The organism is Enterococcus sp. DIV1316a, assembly GCF_050536915.1.
GTDB classification, from domain to species: Bacteria; Bacillota; Bacilli; order Lactobacillales; family Enterococcaceae; genus Enterococcus; species Enterococcus faecalis.
In genome coordinates this window covers 1989225-2007088 of sequence record NZ_CP172913.1, presented here as the reverse complement: position 1 = coordinate 2007088, position 17864 = coordinate 1989225, and the positions used below count along the sequence as shown (strand labels likewise).

Here is a 17864-nt window from a genome sequence, read left to right as displayed (position 1 = left end):
AGTCTTTTCAGGATTTTTTTATTAATCTAATTGAAGCAATTGCCGTTTCTTTTGTTGAAATTCTTCTTCTGTTAGAACTCCTTCATCAACTAACATTTTTAAATTTCTTAACTCAGCCATTACGTCTTCAATAGTGCTAGATGAGTTTTTTTGTGAATCAGATAGTTTTGGTTCAATCGGTTGGTTTTTATCACTCTTTATAGGAGTTGGTATTTCTGCGAAAAATCTAAAAACTTCGACCGCCGCCACCGAATGTGCCGCCGCCAGTTGAGTGGGTGGTGCTACCACCACCGCCCATTCCGCCACTGCCGCCATTGTTTTTAGGAATACGACGCGTAGTGATGAAAGAGTTGGTTAACTGATCTGTGCGGGAGGTTAAGTTTAAAGTTGTTTTTTCCCTAAAGGGATATTGATAACTTGAAAATTTTAATTGATATTTAGAAATATTAATGCCTAAGAAGACCAAACTGAGTATCAGAGCAGCAGCAAAAGCAATTACCATTTCCAGCGGGGTAATGACTTTATAACGAGTGATTTTACCTGTTGCGCTGTCCACACGATAGTGCCCCCCAGGAACCCCTTTATTAACAAATGCTTGAGTTTCCTGAACAAAGGTTTGAGCAGCCGCGAAATAATTTCCTTGACTCATCCCATCCATTACTTTATCTAAGGTGTCATTAATTCGTGCATCCGTCATATAATCAATCATGTTTCCAGAAGTAGAGATGTAGACTTTCCGTAAGTCCATATCAATGAGAAAAAGAATCGCATTTTGGTCCTTACCAACTTTATTTAAAAGATAATGATCTGCAAATTCTTGTTCATCGCCATAGGTATTATTATTTGTGGTCACAATAAAGACAGAGGCTTTTGTTTTTTCTTCTAAAGGTTGTATCTCTTGCTTTAGTTGGTTGATTTGATCAGGTGTCAGTAATTGTGCGTCATCATCAATTGAATTTTCAGCCGCCGAAACGGGTAGGGCAAGGCCAAAAGCAAGAAGTATTAGGAAAAAAATAGGTAAAAGTCGTTTTTTCATAGGAAATAACCTCCTAATAAAAAGAGTGCTAAGAGTCCAGCGAAAATGCCTAACGTTGCTAGCCCTAAACGAGTGTAACTAATTGGAAGCACACCGCTTACTTTACCTGTTTGTCCATTCATGGCATAATAATAAACTTTTTTTGATTGTTCCTGACTGCGATAGGTGACTAACCAAATTGGCAAAAGCATATAGTGATTATTTTCTTGGTTTAGAGAAATATCCGTGCGAACATTTGTCAACGTAGTATAACCAGAAGCAGAGTCCCGTAACAATGATTCCGAATAATCTTGTAATTCTTGTTGGACGTGTTTTTTGATTGCTTCATATTCAATATCGCGTTTTTCTGCTTGAAAACCTGCTAGGTATTGGCTTTTGAAAGGCACTGCTTGATCAATTAAAAATGGTTGAACGCCTTCCACCATTTTTTGTTGGACGTTTTTTGACAAGGCATTTTTAACTAATTCTTTAAACGATAATTTTCCTGAACGTCCCACATTGAAACGTTTTGTTTCGGTGTATTCGATATCACCTACGCGCCAAATGCGAATACTTGTGCCAGTAGCTTGCAGTTGTCCGTCGACTTCTGCATCAACGACCCAATAGGGGAAGTAAACCCCAGTTAATTTATCGATTTGATTTTTGCTGAAAAAATCTCGAGGAATGAACCATTTTTTCTTGGTCCAAGCGAGAAATTTTTCAATCGCTTCGTCTTTTTCAATTGTAAAGGGTAAGACATTTTCTGGTAAAAATTCGCCACTTAATCGACCAGCCAAGACAACTGGATTATGGCAATAATAACAGTATGTGGCAGCCGTTGTTGCATCGGTGACAATTTGAGCGCCACAGCTTGGACAATTAAAAATTTCCATTGTGCCTGCATCTGCAGCTGCTTCATTCTCAGTGGTCTCTGTTTGTTGCGTAGCGGAGGATTCTTCTTCCGCCGTGAAAGTCAAATTTTCCTCGGCAGTCGTTGTTGAGGGATTCTCTAAATGCGCCTCATGTTGCTGTTGCTCATAACGAGTCACTTCTTCTTCCGTGTAAATATTTAAACAATATTCACAATGAAATTTTTGATCTTTGGGATTAAATAAGAGCGGGCCGCCACAGTTGGGGCATTTATGGGTAAATGTTGTTTCCATTGCAACCGTCCTTTCTAATAGAGTGAGTAAATAACAGGAATCTGATTCAAAGAAAAAGGGTAGACTTGTGCCTGACCCTTTTCTTTAATTGTTCACTACTTGCTTATAAAGGAACCCCTTGGAATGGTTTACCACAATGTGGACAGAACTTAGGAATACCATTACTTAAGTCAACAATTTCGCTACATTCACTACATTTCATTTCTAATTTTGGTTTCTCGTTTGTTGGTTTTGGTGTACCACAGTTTGAACAAAACTTCCCAGTGTTTTCAGTCCCACATTGTGGGCAAGTCCAAGTGTCTGTAGCCCCTTGTGCGTTTTGCTGGTTTTGTTTTTCTTGCATTTGTTGTTGGTTTGTTTGAGATGCTTGCGCAAAGTAGTTGCCATTCGCATTCATGCCCATACCAACGCCCATAAAGCCGCTCATTGCGCCACCTTCATTTTTACCAGCAGCCTCCATACCACGAGCCAAGGAACCTTGAACATAGCCTTCGCGAACACCTGGATCGCTGAGCATAGCACCTTCATTTCGCATGTTGATTAATTTTGTTGAATCATCTGTATAAGAAATGCTTGCAACTGCTACAGAAACAATTTCCATGCCGCGATTGGTGCGCCAATCCTCGTCAAGCGCAGTTTGCATATATTTGCTTAATTCAACACTTTTTGAGGGAACATAAGAAATACGCTGCCCATCAGCAGACATTTGATTGATTGCTGCTTGCAATGCTGTAATGAACTCTGCCAAATATTGTTCATTAATATCATTAATATCTACTTGCGTTTGGTTTTTAGGAATCGCATTAGTGTAAAATAGCAAAGGATCTGTAATTTTAATTGAGTAATTTCCGTGTGCACGTAAGAAAAGTTCGGCATTATAAAAATTATCAAAATAGTTTAATGGCGCAGGTGTTCCAAATTTAATGCCTTTAATTTCTTGCAAGTTAATATAAAAAACTTGTTGTTTTTGTGGAGTTACGCCACCAAATTTGAAACGACTGAAGGTCTCTGCAATCGCATCTTTTAAAGAACCGTTAAACATTGAAGGCGCAGAATCATTTTTGACTGTATAATAGCCCTCTTCAGCAGTGTAATCGATGATTTTGCCACCATCGACAAGAAGCATCATCATGTTGGGATAGACATGTACAACAGAACCATCTGTTAAAACATCGTCCGTTCCTTTACGATTAGAACCACGTTTATCATCTTTACGTACAAAAACACCTTTTGTCATGACGGTTGTGTCCCCCATATTATCAGGTTCAATAACCTCTAGCCATTGATCGGCCAAGCCACCGCCAACTGAACTTGTTGCTGCTTTAATAAGTCCCATGTTCATTCCTCCTAATAAAAAAACTAATTGTTAAAGCTAGTATACCACACAATGAATGCAGAGAAATCCAACGAAAGCCTGATGAAATGGAAAAAATTGATCAAACTTTATTAAGAAATTAAAAAAAGTATAGGTGAAACACAAGCATTTTAAAAAAAGTTACGTATAATAGAAGAAAAGACATATTATATAGTTAGGGGATTATTGAATGGAACGAAGCAATCGTAATAAAAAATCTTCAAAAAAACCACTTATTCTTGGTGTTTCTGCCTTGGTTCTAATCGCTGCTGCCGGTGGCGGGTATTATGCTTATAGTCAATGGCAAGCCAAACAAGAATTAGCCGAAGCGAAGAAAACAGCTACTACATTTTTAAACGTATTGTCAAAACAGGAATTTGATAAGTTACCGTCCGTTGTTCAAGAAGCTAGCTTAAAGAAAAATGGCTATGATACTAAATCTGTTGTTGAAAAATACCAAGCAATTTATTCAGGGATTCAAGCAGAAGGAGTCAAAGCTAGTGATGTTCAAGTAAAAAAGGCGAAAGACAATCAATACACATTTACCTATAAATTATCGATGAGTACCCCTTTAGGCGAAATGAAAGATTTGTCTTATCAATCAAGTATCGCCAAAAAAGGCGATACCTACCAAATCGCTTGGAAGCCGTCTTTAATTTTTCCAGATATGTCAGGAAATGATAAAATTTCGATTCAAGTAGATAATGCCAAACGTGGAGAAATTGTCGATCGTAATGGTAGTGGGCTAGCAATTAACAAAGTGTTTGATGAAGTGGGCGTAGTGCCTGGCAAACTCGGTTCTGGCGCAGAAAAAACAGCCAATATCAAAGCTTTTAGTGATAAATTCGGCGTTTCTGTTGATGAAATCAATCAAAAGTTAAGCCAAGGATGGGTCCAAGCAGACTCCTTTGTACCAATCACAGTCGCTTCTGAACCAGTGACAGAATTACCAACAGGGGCTGCGACAAAAGATACAGAGTCACGTTATTATCCGCTGGGGGAAGCAGCTGCGCAATTAATCGGGTATACGGGCACCATTACTGCAGAAGATATTGAAAAAAATCCAGAGTTAAGTAGTACGGGCGTAATTGGTAAAACTGGTTTAGAACGAGCGTTTGATAAAGAATTAAGAGGGCAAGATGGTGGCTCACTAGTTATTTTAGATGACAAAGAGAATGTCAAAAAAGCTTTACAAACCAAAGAGAAAAAAGATGGTCAAACGATTAAATTAACGATTGACAGTGGCGTACAACAACAAGCCTTCGCTATATTTGACAAACGTCCTGGTAGTGCGGTCATTACCGATCCTCAAAAAGGCGATTTATTAGCAACGGTTAGTTCACCTTCGTATGATCCTAATAAAATGGCCAATGGTATTTCTCAAAAAGAATATGATGCTTACAATAACAACAAAGATTTACCATTCACAGCACGTTTTGCGACAGGCTATGCACCAGGCTCTACCTTTAAAACAATTACCGGTGCCATTGGTTTAGATGCAGGGACATTGAAGCCAGATGAAGAGCTAGAAATTAATGGTTTGAAATGGCAAAAAGATAAATCTTGGGGCGGCTATTTTGCGACACGTGTAAAAGAAGCAAGTCCAGTCAATCTGCGTACCGCTTTAGTTAATTCAGATAATATTTATTTTGCCCAACAAACATTACGGATGGGAGAAGACAAATTTAGAGCGGGTCTTAATAAATTCATTTTCGGTGAGGAACTAGATTTACCAATTGCCATGACGCCTGCTCAAATTTCAAATGAAGATAAATTTAATTCTGAAATTCTTTTAGCAGATACGGGCTACGGTCAAGGTCAATTGTTAATTTCGCCAATCCAGCAAGCTACCATGTATAGTGTTTTCCAAAATAATGGAACATTAGTCTATCCAAAACTAGTTTTAGACAAAGAAACGAAGAAAAAAGACAATGTAATCAGCGCCAACGCAGCGAATACAATTGCCACAGATCTTTTAGGTAGTGTGGAAGATCCTTCAGGTTATGTTTATAATATGTACAATCCGAACTTCTCATTGGCTGCTAAAACAGGAACAGCTGAAATAAAAGATAAACAAGATACAGATGGCAAAGAAAACAGTTTCCTTCTAACGTTAGATCGTAGTAACAATAAATTCTTAACAATGATTATGGTTGAAAATTCAGGAGAAAATGGTTCTGCAACAGATATCAGTAAACCATTAATTGATTACTTAGAAGCAACCATTAAATAAAAAGAGAAAATGAACGAAACGAGGTTTCTGTAAAAAGAAACCTCGTTTTCCCTTTTTAGAAAAAGGAAAGTGTGCTACAATGAAGCGACTAAATTGTAGAAGGAAAGGGATTCGTGTGCGAATTTTAGCAATAGATACATCTAACCAAACATTGAGTATTGCTGTGTGTGAAAATCAAAAAATTCTGGGAAGTTATACAGCAACGGTTAAAAGAAATCATAGCTTAACATTAATGCCGGCAATTGACTATTTGATGAGTCAATTGAACTTGGCGCCAACGGCAATTGATCGTTTTGTCGTAGCAGAAGGACCTGGATCATACACTGGCTTACGTTTAGGCGTGACGACTGCCAAAACATTGGCCTATACTTTAAAGAAAGAGCTAGTAGGCATTTCCAGTCTACAAACGTTAGCTGCCAATTGTGTTGGACAAACCGGTTTAATTGTGCCTCTTTTTGATGCGCGTCGTAAAAACGTCTATGCTGGTGCTTATCGGTTTGTCAATGGCGTGTGGCAAAATGAGTTACCGGACCAACATATTTCCCTGCGGGAGTTATTAGAACAACTAAAAAATGAACCAAATCTTTTTTTTGTTGGTGAAGATGTTGAAAAATTCACTGAAGAAATAGCTCAAATCATTCCTCATGGAGAAATTTGTGATGTCCCGCAATGGCAAATTCCTAATGCTGCAGTTTTGGCTGCGTTAGGTAGTGTGGCTGAACCTGTTGAAAATGTTCATGGGTTCTTACCTGCGTATTTGAAAAAAGTAGAAGCGGAAGAAAATTGGTTGAAGACACACACGCCTAATGGAGAAAGCTATGTGGAAAAACTTTAATTTTGTGACAAAATACTTTACAAAAAGACGGCAACGGTATATAACTAAAACCATTGCAATGAACCAGCAAGAATTTCAATTGCGTGAAATCACCTACCAAGATATTAAGGATTTACTAGCAATTGAACGTGAAGTTTATGCTGGGGAACTTCCTTGGACGATGTCTGCTTTCATGGCAGAACTTGGCTCAAAAGCGCCGCATCTCTATTTGTTAGCGGCAATTAACGGAAAAGCAGTTGGCTTTATTGGTTGTCGGATTCAAGGAACGGATGCACACATTACGAATGTCGCTGTCCATACAGCATACCAAGGCTTAGGTTTAGGTCGTTCTTTAATAGAAGAAACGCGAATTTTTGCCAAGAAAAATCGTTGTGAAACCTTATCGCTAGAAGTACGAATGAGTAATGTTAAAGCCCAACGTTTATATCGAAAAATTGGCTTTGTCTCACAAACGGTGAAAAAAGGCTATTATGACGAAAATAATGAAGACGCACTAGAAATGATAATTGATTTAAAAGAAGAGTGAAGAAAAAATGTTAGTAACAAAAAAAGAAATATCTGTAGCAAATATTGGTGAAGAATTATGGCGTTTTAGTAATTCTTCTTATACAACTGGCTCCCCTTGGACAGAAACACAATTCGCGGAAGATTTTGCTCAGGAAAATAGCGAATATCTTTTTTTAGTTGAAAATGGCCAGTGGTTAGGTTATATTGCCTATCATTTTATTTTAGATGAAGCAGAAATTAGTCACGTTGTTGTGAATGGTCAGAAACAACACCAAGGAATTGGTTGTCAATTAATGAAAGCTTTTAAAGAATATGTTAAAAGTCGTAACATTACACAAATTTTCTTAGAGGTCAGAGAATCGAATACATTAGCTCAAAAACTTTATGAGAAAACAGGTTTTCGGAAAGTAGCTGTTCGAAAAAATTATTATAAAGAACCGCAAGAAAATGCCTTTGTAATGTGTGCGAAATTAAGGAAGGAAGCCCAATGACAATTTTTACAAAAGAACGTAAATTATTATTAGCTGTGGAAAGTAGCTGTGATGAAACAAGTGTGGCTGTCATTGAAGATGGCGACAAAATTCTTTCCAATATCGTAGCTTCGCAAATTAAGAGCCATCAACGTTTTGGCGGAGTCGTTCCAGAAGTTGCGAGTCGTCATCATGTCGAACAAGTGACGATCTGTATTGAAGAAGCATTAACAGAAGCAAAAGTCACACCAGAAGAGCTTAGTGGCGTCGCTGTGACCTATGGGCCTGGGTTAGTCGGTGCTTTATTAATAGGACTTTCTGCAGCAAAAGCATTTGCTTGGGCGCACCAATTACCACTTATTCCAGTCAATCATATGGCTGGACACATTTATGCTGCCCGTTTTGTAGCACCGCTCGAATTTCCATTGATGGCCTTACTCGTTAGTGGAGGACATACGGAATTGGTCTACATGAAAGAAGATGGCTCTTTCGAAATTGTTGGTGAAACACGTGATGATGCAGCTGGTGAAGCGTACGATAAAGTCGGACGGGTGTTAGGGTTGCCTTATCCTAGTGGCAAAGAGATTGATGCTTTGGCCCATGAAGGCACAGATACCTACCAATTTCCACGGGCGATGCTAAAAGAGGATAACTATGACTTTAGCTTTAGTGGTTTGAAAAGTGCGTTTATTAACACGGTTCATAATGCAGAGCAACGTGGTGAAGTACTGTCTACAAAGGATTTAGCCGCAAGTTTTCAGGCGAGTGTGGTGGAAGTATTGGTGACTAAAACCATTCGTGCTTGTCAAGAATATCCTGTTAAGCAATTGCTAATTGCTGGGGGAGTTGCTGCGAATCAAGGATTACGAGAAGCAATGAGACATGCAATCAGTGAACAATTACCAGCAGTAACATTACTTATTCCGCCATTAAAACTTTGTGGGGATAACGCGGCGATGATTGGCGCTGCTGCTTTTATCGAAGCTGAAAAGAATCACTTCGCTTCGTATAACTTAAATGCAGAACCTGGCGTTAGTTTTATGACAATTAGTGAAGAAGGCTAGCCAGCTAGACAAAAATTTGCTATAATGAAGCCAGTTTAACAATGACATTCGATGATAAAGAGAGTACTTATTTCAACGTCAGCTTAGCGATCTTGGGAAGGTGGGAGCCAAGAGTGATCGGAATGAGGAAGCGCACTTTTAGAATTCTGCTGAAAGCAGACGGCAATCACCGTTATCGATGAAGCAGGTCTATCCAAGTAGTATAGACAATTAGAGTGGTACCGCGGGTAAATTCTCGTCTCTGACAAAACAAATCATTTTGTTTTGTCAGAGACGTTTTTGTTTTTTATACTTACAAATTAATCAGGAGGGTTCTTATGAACAACAAAGAAATCGTAGCAAAAGCGTTACATGATGTTTTAAATGAAGAATTAACGATGGATCAAATCGAACAATTATTGGAAAATCCTAAATCTGTCGATCATGGAGATGTGGCTTTTCCAGCCTTTTCATTAGCTAAAATTTATCGTAAAGCACCACAACAAATTGCAGCAGAATTAGCAGAAAAATTTGATGGCACAAATTTTGAAAAAATTGAAGTGGTGGGACCTTATTTAAACTTCTTCATGAATAAAGAAGCAGTCAGTCAAGCTGTCATTGGCGCAGTAGTCAAAGAAAAAAACAACTACGGAAACAGTACCTTTGGTAATAATGGCAATGTTCCTATTGATATGTCTTCACCAAACATTGCTAAACCAATTTCTATGGGGCACTTACGTTCTACGGTAATCGGGAATTCAATTGCCTTTATTTTAGAAAAAATTGGGTATCAGCCAATTCGGATTAACCACTTAGGTGACTGGGGTACACAGTTTGGTAAGTTAATTGTAGCTTATAAAAAATGGGGTTCTGAAGAAGCAGTCCGCCAACAACCAATTAATGAATTATTGCGCTTATATGTGCAATTTCATGAAGAAGCAGAAGAAAAACCAGAATTAGAAGACGAAGCACGTGCATGGTTTAAAAAATTAGAAGAAGGAGACCAAGAAGCTAATGAATTATGGAAATGGTTCCGTAGCGAGTCTCTAAAAGAATTTGATAAAATCTATTCCATGTTAGAAGTTGAATTTGATTCTTATAATGGCGAAGCCTTTTATAATGATAAAATGGATGAAATTGTTACTTTATTAGAAGAAAAACATTTATTAACAGAAAATCAAGGTGCAGAAATTGTTGATTTGACAGAATATAATTTAAATCCAGCACTTATTCGTAAATCAGATGGTGCGACGTTATATATCACACGGGATTTAGCTGCTGCGCTTTACCGTAAACGGACGTATGATTTTGCCAAATCACTTTATGTAGTCGGCAACGAACAAAGCAATCACTTCAAACAATTAAAAGCAGTCTTGAAAGAACTAGGATTTGAATGGTCAGATGATATGGAACACATTCCGTTTGGTTTAATTACTCAAGGCGGTAAAAAATTATCCACACGTAAAGGGAAAATTGTTTTATTAGAAGAAGTATTGAATGAAGCTGTTACTTTAGCAGGAAATCAAATTAACGAGAAAAATCCAGACTTAGCAAATCGTGAAGAAGTGGCGAAACAAGTAGGTGTAGGTGCAGTTATTTTCCATGACCTTAAAAATGATCGTCTAAATAATTTCGATTTTGTATTAGATGAAGTTGTTCGTTTTGAAGGAGAAACTGGGCCATATGTTCAATATACACATGCTCGTGCGATGAGTATTTTACGTAAAGCAAACTTTACACCAGACGCCACACAACGTTATGCACTAAATGACAAGGATAGCTGGGAAGTCGTGAAGTTGTTACAAAAATTCCCTGAAACTGTGATGCAAGCTGCTGAAAAATATGAACCATCTGTTATTGCGAAACATAGCATTCATTTAGCACAAGCGTTCAATAAATATTATGCCCATGTTCGGATTTTGGATGAAGATGCTCAAAAAGAGGCACGCTTAGCGTTAGTTTATGCAGTAGCTACTGTTCTAAAAGAAGATTTACGTTTACTAGGGTTACATGCACCAGAAGAAATGTAGAAGTTTTTGTGAAAATTTTACTGCGTTGAACGCTAAACTTATTAAGCAAATATTAAAGTTAAGTTACAGATTGAGAAATTCATAGTAATTAAATAGCTGGGGTGCTATACTCGAGTCAAGTTATAAAAGGATTAGAAAAGGTGGCACCCAATTATATGACAGAAAAATGGCGTGAAGACGAAGAATATCTTTCTTATGTAGAAGATTTATTAGCAACCGAAGAAGTCCAAAAATTAGCAGAATACACACAACATATGCATTCAACTCGTTTAGAACATTCAATTAGTGTTTCCTATCATAGCTATAAATTAGCAAAGCGTTGGAACGGCAATGCTCGTGCAACAGCTCGTGCTGGTTTATTGCATGATTTGTTTTACTATGATTGGCGCACAACAAAGTTTGACGAAGGCTCTCATGCCTATGTTCATCCACGAATTGCAGCCAAAAATGCTGAAAAAATTACAGAGTTGTCTGATTTAGAACGAGACATTATTATTAAACATATGTGGGGCGCAACTATTGCACCACCAAAATACAAAGAAAGTTACATTGTAACCTTTGTTGACAAATATTGTGCTGTAAAAGAAGCAGCGTTGCCGATGACGACAGCCATGAAAACCAAATGGCGTCAGTATTTTGGCCAACAGTCAATCTAATAAAAAGCTTATCCTTACGGATAAGCTTTTTTTGTTTGACGTTGACTAAAAAGTCTAGCATTCATCTATTTAAAATAAATATTAAAAGTAATTTTGTTCTGTTAATTTCTTTTGAGCGTATCGAAAGACTGCTTCTTGATTTTCAGTTGTTAACTGTTTGTAAATGTTCATAATATTGGTTGGGACAACAAATGGCGTTTCTTCCGTTTCAGGAATACCTAAGATTTCAAGAGGTGATACATCTAAAATTTTAGATAAGGCGACAATTTTATCCCTCCCCATATTTTCAATCATTCCAGTTTCCCATTTCCTGACGGTACTTTTTCCAACACCAACAAAATTTCCAACTTGTTCTAATGTAAGATTTTTCTCCATCCTTTTTTGCTTCAAAAAATTTTCTTTCAAAAAAACCACCTCCGTAAAAACATTCTAGCACAAAAAGTGTCGCAAAAGAAACATGTTTTTTTCAAAATGAAAGTAACGAATATAATAGAAAAATCAGCATTTTTTAATGATATTGACGTTTTTTTCACAAAATGATATAATTTTCAGTGTCTTATTAGACACTGAAAAGAGGGAGAGTAAAATGGAATCAAATTTAATTCACTCAAAATTGAAAATGAAAGGAAAAAATGTTGAGTGGTTGGCAAATGAAATGACTGCATACGGGCAACCAATATCCGCTTCAACGATTTACAAAAAATTAAAAGGAGAAGTTGTTTTCAAAGCATCGGATATTAAATTGATTTCACAATTGTTGGATTTTAATAATGAAGAAATTATGACTATTTTTTTTAGTGAGCTAGTGTCTAAAAAGACACATATTAGTGTTGAAAGGATTGTGATGAATGAAAAAAAGTATTAATAAGTTATTTTCGATTTGTTTAATTATCTTTACTATTATAGGATCTAATACAAGTATTATTTCTTATGCAATGGATAATGAAAGTGGCACACAAATCCGGTCTATAGCTGTTGAATATCCGGGGGAAAAAACGGAAATTGTTGCTACAAAAGATTGGGCGACAGTTTCTTTGTCATTAGGAATCTCTGAATTAGCAAGCGGAGAGACGATGACATTAAGGATGGCTAGCGAAAAATATTCCTATTCAATGACACCTTTTGAAATTGGAGACGCACTTCAAGTGATTCCAAACGATGATGGTACTTGGACGATTAAAGCCTTACAAACGCTTACAGATTACTCAGCAGATTTGCAACTGAAGCTACGATATAATCAAAATTTATCAGAAGATTTTGAAGATCAAGTCGTTTTTACTTTTGAGGATTCACAAAAAATTGTCAAAATTAATATCGGGCAATACGTGGAGAAAGTTCCGCCAACTGAACTGGTTCGAAAAGTCCCGTTAGGATTTACCTCAGAGGGAAGAATTGCTTGGGTCATTTATTTTAACTATAATCAAGCAGGTCTTTCAGGTTCAGAAAAAACAACCTTTAAATTTTTAGATAATGTAGGTCCAAACCAAACATTAGCTATTGACAGTATTGCTGCATATCTCACCAAGCAGCCTATTTTAGAAACAAATGGTGAAATGATTCGGAATTTGGAACATGACGAATATAGCTATGATGCCAGTCAATTTTTCCAAAAAAATGCCTCTGAATCTGGATTTAATTATGAAGCAGAGAAATTTGAAGGAATACCAACAGCCACGGGCAGTTATCTTTCCAATAAAAATGCCTATTATATTTATTTAGAAACGATTCCAAATGAAAATATTCCAAGTGATGCCGTGCTATCAAATTACACGTATATGCGTATTTCTAGTGAGGGATTCGATGCTTGGGAAGATGATGATATTGCCTACATCACAGCAGACGAGAGTAGTGATGGAACAGGTCGAGGGGGTGTCGTTTTAGAAAAAATTGATGCAGTAACTGCTAAAGTTTTAGAAGGTGCTGTTTTCAAAGTCGTGAACACAAAAACACAACAAGTTGTTCAAGAAACATTAACCACCAATCAAGCAGGTCAAATTCGTTTAGCTGGTTTGGAAGCTGGTCAGTATGCATTCATTGAAACAAAAGCACCAACTGGTTACAAGTTAGATGCAACACCAGTTCCATTTGAAATTAAGTTAGAACAAACACAGACGATTCGCTTGAAAAAAGAAAATACGCGTTTAGAAAACCAGTTAAAAGTAGAAAAAGTAGATGAAAATAATGAGGTGAAACGTTTAGCAGGTGCTGAATTTTCGTTGTATGACCAAAAAAATAATCTAATAGAAAAAGGTGTCACGAATGAAAATGGCGAGCTGTTATTTTCAAATTTATCACCTGATGGAGAATATTATTTAGTTGAAACGAAGGCGCCTAATGGCTATGAATTAGACGAAACTAAACATCCTATTTCATTTGCTGGAAAAGCCGACTACACTTTAACATATCGGGTGAAGAATAAGCAGCAAGTACAAATTGGCTCCATCAAAATTGTCAAACAAGATAAAGAAAGCAAAAAACGTTTAACAGGCGCAGAATTTCAGTGGAAAGATACGGTGACAGGAAAAACAGGAATAGTGACAGTTGGAACCGATGGAATGGTCACAATTCCCAATTTAGCAGTTAATCGTACGTATGAACTCACGGAAACAAAAGCCCCTGCAGGCTATGTACTAGACAAAACCGTGCATAAAGTCACTTTAACAAGTGCACAAGCCAATAAAGTAGTGACAGTAACCATTGATAATGTAGCGCAAAAAGGCGCCATCAAAATTGTTAAACAAGATAAAGACAGTAAAAAACGTTTAACAGGCGCAGAATTTCAGTGGAAGGATATAGTGACAGGAAAGACAGGAATAGTGACAGTTGGAATCGATGGAACCATCACAATTCCCAACTTATCCGTCAATCGTACGTATGAAATCACAGAAACGAAGGCACCTACAGGTTATGTACTAGACAAAACCGTGCATAAAGTCACTTTAACAACTGCACAAGCCAATAAAACAGTGACAGTAACTGTTGACAATGTAGCGCAAAAAGGCTCCATCAAAATTGTCAAACAAGACAAAGACAGTAAAAAACGTTTAACAGGCGCAGAATTTCAGTGGAAAGATACAGTGACAGGAAAGACAGGAACAGTGACAGTTGGAACCGATGGAACCATCACAATTCCCAACTTAACCGTCAATCGTACGTATGAAATCACAGAAACGAAAGCACCCACAGGTTATGTACTAGACAAAACCGTGCATAAAGTCACTTTAACAAGTGCACAAGCCAATAAAGTAGTGACAGTAACTGTTGACAATGTAGCGCAATTTGGCTCTATTCAAATTATTAAGACAGATAGGCAAACAGGCAAACGTTTAGCTGGTGCTGTCTTTGAATGGAAAGATACAACCAATGGCTATACTAGTCGCATAGTCACAGATAAAAATGGAATTGCAAAAGTATCGGGCTTGTCTGTCAATCGTACGTATGAATTAAAAGAAGTGATAGCTCCAAGCGGTTATCATTTAGATTCAACAATTAAGAAAGTTGAATTGACAACTGCCTATGCGAATAAAACATTATCTGTAAACATGTATGACCTTGCTAAACGTGGTAATTTAAAATTAGTTAAACAAGATAAAGATTCAAGAAAACGCCTTGCAGGTGCGCAATTTAGGTGGCGCGATACAGTGAACGGCAATACAGGTGTTGTAACCACTAATTCCAATGGTGAAGCGATTCTGTACAATTTTTCCGTTAACCGGGTTTATGAAATTACAGAAATTAAAGCACCAAATGGTTATGTACTTGACAGAACCGTGCATAAAGTTCTTTTACCTGCGAATTATGCTGGCAAAACCTATACTTTTGTTAAAAATAATAATGCTCATCGCGCACACATTAAATTAGTTAAACAAGATAGTTATTCAAGACAACGTTTAGCAGGTGCACAATTTAGATGGCGCGATACAGTGAACGGCAATACAGGTGTTGTGACCACTAATTCCAATGGTGAAGCGATTCTGTACAATTTTTCCGTTAACCGGATTTATGAAATTACAGAAATAAAAGCACCAAATGGTTATATACTTGACAGAACGGTGCATAAAATTCTTTTACCTGCGAATTATGCTGGCAAAACCTACACGTTCACCAAAAATAATCAAGCTCAAAAAGGCGCCATCAAAATTGTTAAGCAAGATGGATATACGAAACAACGTTTAGCAGGCGCACAATTTAAATTCCGAGATACAACCAATAATTATACTGCAACGTTTACAGCGAATAGGAACGGTGAAGTACTGATTACTGGATTAGCCGGTGATCGTATCTATGAGGTCACAGAAATCAAAGCACCGAATGGCTATATCATAGATAGACGTGTTCATAAAGTTGATTTACGTGGACAAGGTGGTAAAACCTATACATTAGTCTTAAATAATCAAGCACAAAAAGGCGCCATCAAAATTATTAAGCAAGATACGGATACAAGAAAACGTTTAGCAGGAGCGAAATTCAGATTTCGCGATACTACCAATAACTATACGGCAACATTTACAGCAAATGGAAATGGTGAAGTACTGATTCCAGGATTATCGTCGGATCGTATTTATGAAATCACCGAGATACAAGCGCCAACTGGGTATGCGTTGGATAGTAGGGTCCATCGGATTGATTTACGAGGTCAAGGCACAAAAACGTATACGTTAGTGTTAAACAATAAAGCAAACTATGGTGCTATCAGAATTATTAAACAAGATGTTGAATCAAAAGAACCTTTAGCAGGCGCTGTTTTTGAATGGAAAGATACAACTAATGACTATACACAAAGAGTAACAACAGGTTGGGATGGTACAGTCACTATTAGTGGGCTATCTGTCAACCGGGTATATGAAATTAGAGAAGTTCAAGCGCCGGCTGGTTATTCACGAAATACTACGCCAACACGCGTCAGTCTGACGCAAAATCATGCGGGTCAAACAATTGCAATTGTTCGAGAAAACCGAAAAATACCGGTTTATAATCCGCCACCACCAACATATTGGCCAGGATATATTCCGCCAGTTACGTACTATAATCCACCTGTGTACTATAATCCTCCAAAGTATTATTATAGGGGGTGTGTGATGGTCATCGTGGTGGTGTGTTGGTAAAAAACAAATAGAGAGAAAGGGGTATTTAATGAGCCAATCAGCTTTACCGAAACTTGGGGTAATTTCAACAGGCGCCTTTTTTGTGGTTGATTTAATTGGCGTTATTCTAGTTTCGATTGTCACTGCCTACATTCTATACCGTTATTTTTTTAAAAGAGGTCAAATTACATGATTTATTTGTATCAGTTATACAAAGTAATTATGTTCATCTTCTTAACCTATTTATTTACAAGTTTATTTCTCAGTTTTCGAACAAGAAAAAAAACAAGAAGAGAAGTCGAAGTAGCAGAAGAATTTTTCTGCTACTTTCTTGTACCGTGTGTAAACGAGGAGAAAGTCATCGGAGAAACATTAAAAAAACTGGTTGCTTTACCAATTAAGAAAAAAATAATTGCGATTGATGATGGATCAACGGACCAAACCAAAGCAATGATGGACAGTATTGCTGGTCCAATCCAAGTTCTGTCTCGTCAATTTCCCAATGCGCAACAAGGCAAAGGAGCCGCTTTGAACCACGCTTTCCAAATTGTATTAACAGATGCAGAAAAAGGACACTATTCTTGGGATCAAGTTTTAGTGGGTGTGGTAGATGCAGATGGTTTTTTTAGTGAAAATATTGTCAATGAGCTAACTGCTGTTTTCACAGATAAAACAGTCTGTGCTGCGCAAACAAGAATCAAAATGAAAGATGTCACAAATTTTATGTTTATTGCACAAGATGTTGAGTTTTTTACGATTAATAATTTTATTCAAAAGGCGCGTCGAGCAACAAAAACCATCGGACTTGGTGGCAATGGTCAGTTTTTTCGGTTATCAATGATTACCGAACACTTAGGCTATCAGCCTTGGGGAAATGCTTTGTTGGATGACTATGAGTTAACTATTAAATTAATGCTGAAAGAGTTATCGATTGCTTATATTGACGAGGCCTTTATGGCTCAAGAAGCACTGAGAGATGTGAAACGTTTTATTCGTCAACGAAGTCGTTGGGTTCAAGGAAATTTAGATTGTCTAGCGTATTTACCCAGGGTGATTAAATCAAAGTCATTAACGCTAAGGCAGAAGTGTGGAATCTATTATTTTTTAGCGCAACCCTTTATTAATCTCGTAGCGGGGATGCTCGTTTTTGTCTTAACTGGGCTCCAACTGCAACACTTGTATAGGTTAGGCTTTTCGTTATCGCTTGTCATTAGTTTTGTTTTGGCCGTCAGTATTTCGTTAGTTTTCGGCATTTTTTTTACAATCAACTATTATCGCGAGTTGAAAAATTTTCAACTAAAAGTACCTGCAAAACTGGGGCTGATTATTTTGCCTTTTACTATTTCCTACATGTACTTAATTTTATTCGTTAGTGTGGTGATGGCTTATTATCGGTTTATCAAAGGTAATAGCACGTGGATAAAAACGGAACGCAATTGATTTTTTATTGCACTTTCCAGAGTTGCGTGGTATT

16 protein-coding genes and 1 other annotated feature are annotated in these 17864 nt (G+C 37.3%); of the genes, 11 read left to right on the top strand and 5 right to left on the bottom strand.

What is annotated here, in order from left to right; translation table 11 throughout:
• Window positions 1-21: 21 nt before the first annotated feature.
• The 4 genes from IGL56_RS09570 to IGL56_RS09555 all read right to left on the bottom strand — a co-directional run bounded on the left by IGL56_RS09570 (window position 22) and on the right by IGL56_RS09555 (window position 3514).
• Entirely contained in the window at window positions 22-249 is a 228-nt protein-coding gene (locus tag IGL56_RS09570) for an SHOCT domain-containing protein (RefSeq protein ID WP_002385743.1), read from the bottom strand.
• Window positions 227-1036, bottom strand: a complete 810-nt coding sequence (locus IGL56_RS09565; RefSeq protein WP_002356653.1) for a TPM domain-containing protein — start codon at window positions 1034-1036, stop codon at window positions 227-229. Before IGL56_RS09565 ends, IGL56_RS09570 begins: the two co-directional genes overlap by 23 nt.
• Complete coding sequence (locus IGL56_RS09560) at window positions 1033-2178, bottom strand: hypothetical protein (protein ID WP_002356655.1); 1146 nt, start codon at window positions 2176-2178, stop codon at window positions 1033-1035. The genes IGL56_RS09565 and IGL56_RS09560 overlap by 4 nt, the downstream gene beginning before the upstream one ends.
• Before the next feature lie 103 nt (window positions 2179-2281).
• Window positions 2282-3514 carry an SPFH domain-containing protein gene (locus IGL56_RS09555; RefSeq protein ID WP_002356656.1) on the bottom strand — a complete coding sequence of 411 codons (1233 nt, stop codon included), beginning with the start codon at window positions 3512-3514 and terminating at the stop codon, window positions 2282-2284.
• 208 nt (window positions 3515-3722) lie between these two features.
• On the opposite strand from IGL56_RS09555, the gene IGL56_RS09550 reads away from it, so the two are divergent.
• The 7 genes from IGL56_RS09550 to IGL56_RS09520 all read left to right on the top strand — a co-directional run bounded on the left by IGL56_RS09550 (window position 3723) and on the right by IGL56_RS09520 (window position 11306).
• Window positions 3723-5765, top strand: coding sequence for a penicillin-binding transpeptidase domain-containing protein (locus IGL56_RS09550; protein ID WP_002356658.1), 2043 nt, complete (start codon window positions 3723-3725; stop codon window positions 5763-5765).
• Between the two features lie 115 nt (window positions 5766-5880).
• A complete protein-coding gene (gene tsaB, locus IGL56_RS09545) occupies window positions 5881-6600 on the top strand; it encodes a tRNA (adenosine(37)-N6)-threonylcarbamoyltransferase complex dimerization subunit type 1 TsaB (protein ID WP_002356660.1) in 720 nt (239 codons plus the stop codon).
• Complete coding sequence (gene rimI / locus IGL56_RS09540) at window positions 6572-7126, top strand: ribosomal protein S18-alanine N-acetyltransferase (protein ID WP_002385747.1); 555 nt, start codon at window positions 6572-6574, stop codon at window positions 7124-7126. Before tsaB ends, rimI (IGL56_RS09540) begins: the two co-directional genes overlap by 29 nt.
• 7 nt (window positions 7127-7133) lie before the next feature.
• Complete coding sequence (gene rimI, locus IGL56_RS09535; RefSeq protein ID WP_002356662.1) at window positions 7134-7598, top strand: ribosomal protein S18-alanine N-acetyltransferase; 465 nt, start codon at window positions 7134-7136, stop codon at window positions 7596-7598.
• Window positions 7595-8641, top strand: a complete 1047-nt coding sequence (gene tsaD, locus IGL56_RS09530; protein ID WP_002356664.1) for a tRNA (adenosine(37)-N6)-threonylcarbamoyltransferase complex transferase subunit TsaD — start codon at window positions 7595-7597, stop codon at window positions 8639-8641. Before rimI (IGL56_RS09535) ends, tsaD begins: the two co-directional genes overlap by 4 nt.
• Before the next feature lie 42 nt (window positions 8642-8683).
• Window positions 8684-8887: a binding site (T-box leader), on the top strand.
• A gap of 71 nt (window positions 8888-8958) precedes the next feature.
• Complete coding sequence (gene argS / locus IGL56_RS09525) at window positions 8959-10650, top strand: arginine--tRNA ligase (protein WP_002356665.1); 1692 nt, start codon at window positions 8959-8961, stop codon at window positions 10648-10650.
• A gap of 155 nt (window positions 10651-10805) precedes the next feature.
• Window positions 10806-11306 carry an HD domain-containing protein gene (locus tag IGL56_RS09520; RefSeq protein ID WP_002356666.1) on the top strand — a complete coding sequence of 167 codons (501 nt, stop codon included), beginning with the start codon at window positions 10806-10808 and terminating at the stop codon, window positions 11304-11306.
• A gap of 81 nt (window positions 11307-11387) precedes the next feature.
• Here the strand turns inward: IGL56_RS09520 and IGL56_RS09515 are convergent, their stop codons facing one another.
• A complete protein-coding gene (locus IGL56_RS09515) occupies window positions 11388-11720 on the bottom strand; it encodes a helix-turn-helix domain-containing protein (RefSeq protein WP_002356667.1) in 333 nt (110 codons plus the stop codon).
• A gap of 97 nt (window positions 11721-11817) precedes the next feature.
• Between IGL56_RS09515 and IGL56_RS09510 the strand changes: the two genes are divergently transcribed.
• The 4 genes from IGL56_RS09510 to IGL56_RS09495 are packed head-to-tail and all read left to right on the top strand — an operon-like array spanning window position 11818 to window position 17830.
• Complete coding sequence (locus IGL56_RS09510) at window positions 11818-12171, top strand: hypothetical protein (RefSeq protein ID WP_025189115.1); 354 nt, start codon at window positions 11818-11820, stop codon at window positions 12169-12171.
• Entirely contained in the window at window positions 12155-16411 is a 4257-nt protein-coding gene (locus tag IGL56_RS09505; RefSeq protein WP_002356670.1) for an MSCRAMM family protein, read from the top strand. Before IGL56_RS09510 ends, IGL56_RS09505 begins: the two co-directional genes overlap by 17 nt.
• 28 nt (window positions 16412-16439) lie before the next feature.
• The gene (locus IGL56_RS09500; protein ID WP_002356674.1) at window positions 16440-16583 is read left to right on the top strand and encodes a hypothetical protein; all 144 of its coding nucleotides are present in this window, start codon (window positions 16440-16442) and stop codon (window positions 16581-16583) included.
• Window positions 16580-17830, top strand: a complete 1251-nt coding sequence (locus IGL56_RS09495) for a glycosyltransferase family 2 protein (RefSeq protein ID WP_002356675.1) — start codon at window positions 16580-16582, stop codon at window positions 17828-17830. The genes IGL56_RS09500 and IGL56_RS09495 overlap by 4 nt, the downstream gene beginning before the upstream one ends.
• Window positions 17831-17864 lie beyond the last annotated feature (34 nt).

Bases quoted from the DNA above. Each gene is read 5' to 3' on its own strand.
- IGL56_RS09565 (WP_002356653.1), bottom strand. From the start codon at position 1,036: ATGAAAAAACGACTTTTACCTATTTTTTTCCTAATACTTCTTGCTTTT.
- IGL56_RS09560 (WP_002356655.1), bottom strand. From the start codon at position 2,178: ATGGAAACAACATTTACCCATAAATGCCCCAACTGTGGCGGCCCGCTC.
- IGL56_RS09555 (WP_002356656.1), bottom strand. From the start codon at position 3,514: ATGGGACTTATTAAAGCAGCAACAAGTTCAGTTGGCGGTGGCTTGGCC.
- IGL56_RS09550 (WP_002356658.1), top strand. From the start codon at position 3,723: ATGGAACGAAGCAATCGTAATAAAAAATCTTCAAAAAAACCACTTATT.
- rimI (WP_002385747.1), top strand. From the start codon at position 6,572: ATGGAGAAAGCTATGTGGAAAAACTTTAATTTTGTGACAAAATACTTT.
- rimI (WP_002356662.1), top strand. From the start codon at position 7,134: ATGTTAGTAACAAAAAAAGAAATATCTGTAGCAAATATTGGTGAAGAA.
- tsaD (WP_002356664.1), top strand. From the start codon at position 7,595: ATGACAATTTTTACAAAAGAACGTAAATTATTATTAGCTGTGGAAAGT.
- argS (WP_002356665.1), top strand. From the start codon at position 8,959: ATGAACAACAAAGAAATCGTAGCAAAAGCGTTACATGATGTTTTAAAT.
- IGL56_RS09520 (WP_002356666.1), top strand. From the start codon at position 10,806: ATGACAGAAAAATGGCGTGAAGACGAAGAATATCTTTCTTATGTAGAA.
- IGL56_RS09510 (WP_025189115.1), top strand. From the start codon at position 11,818: ATGATATTGACGTTTTTTTCACAAAATGATATAATTTTCAGTGTCTTA.
- IGL56_RS09505 (WP_002356670.1), top strand. From the start codon at position 12,155: ATGAAAAAAAGTATTAATAAGTTATTTTCGATTTGTTTAATTATCTTT.
- IGL56_RS09500 (WP_002356674.1), top strand. From the start codon at position 16,440: ATGAGCCAATCAGCTTTACCGAAACTTGGGGTAATTTCAACAGGCGCC.
- IGL56_RS09495 (WP_002356675.1), top strand. From the start codon at position 16,580: ATGATTTATTTGTATCAGTTATACAAAGTAATTATGTTCATCTTCTTA.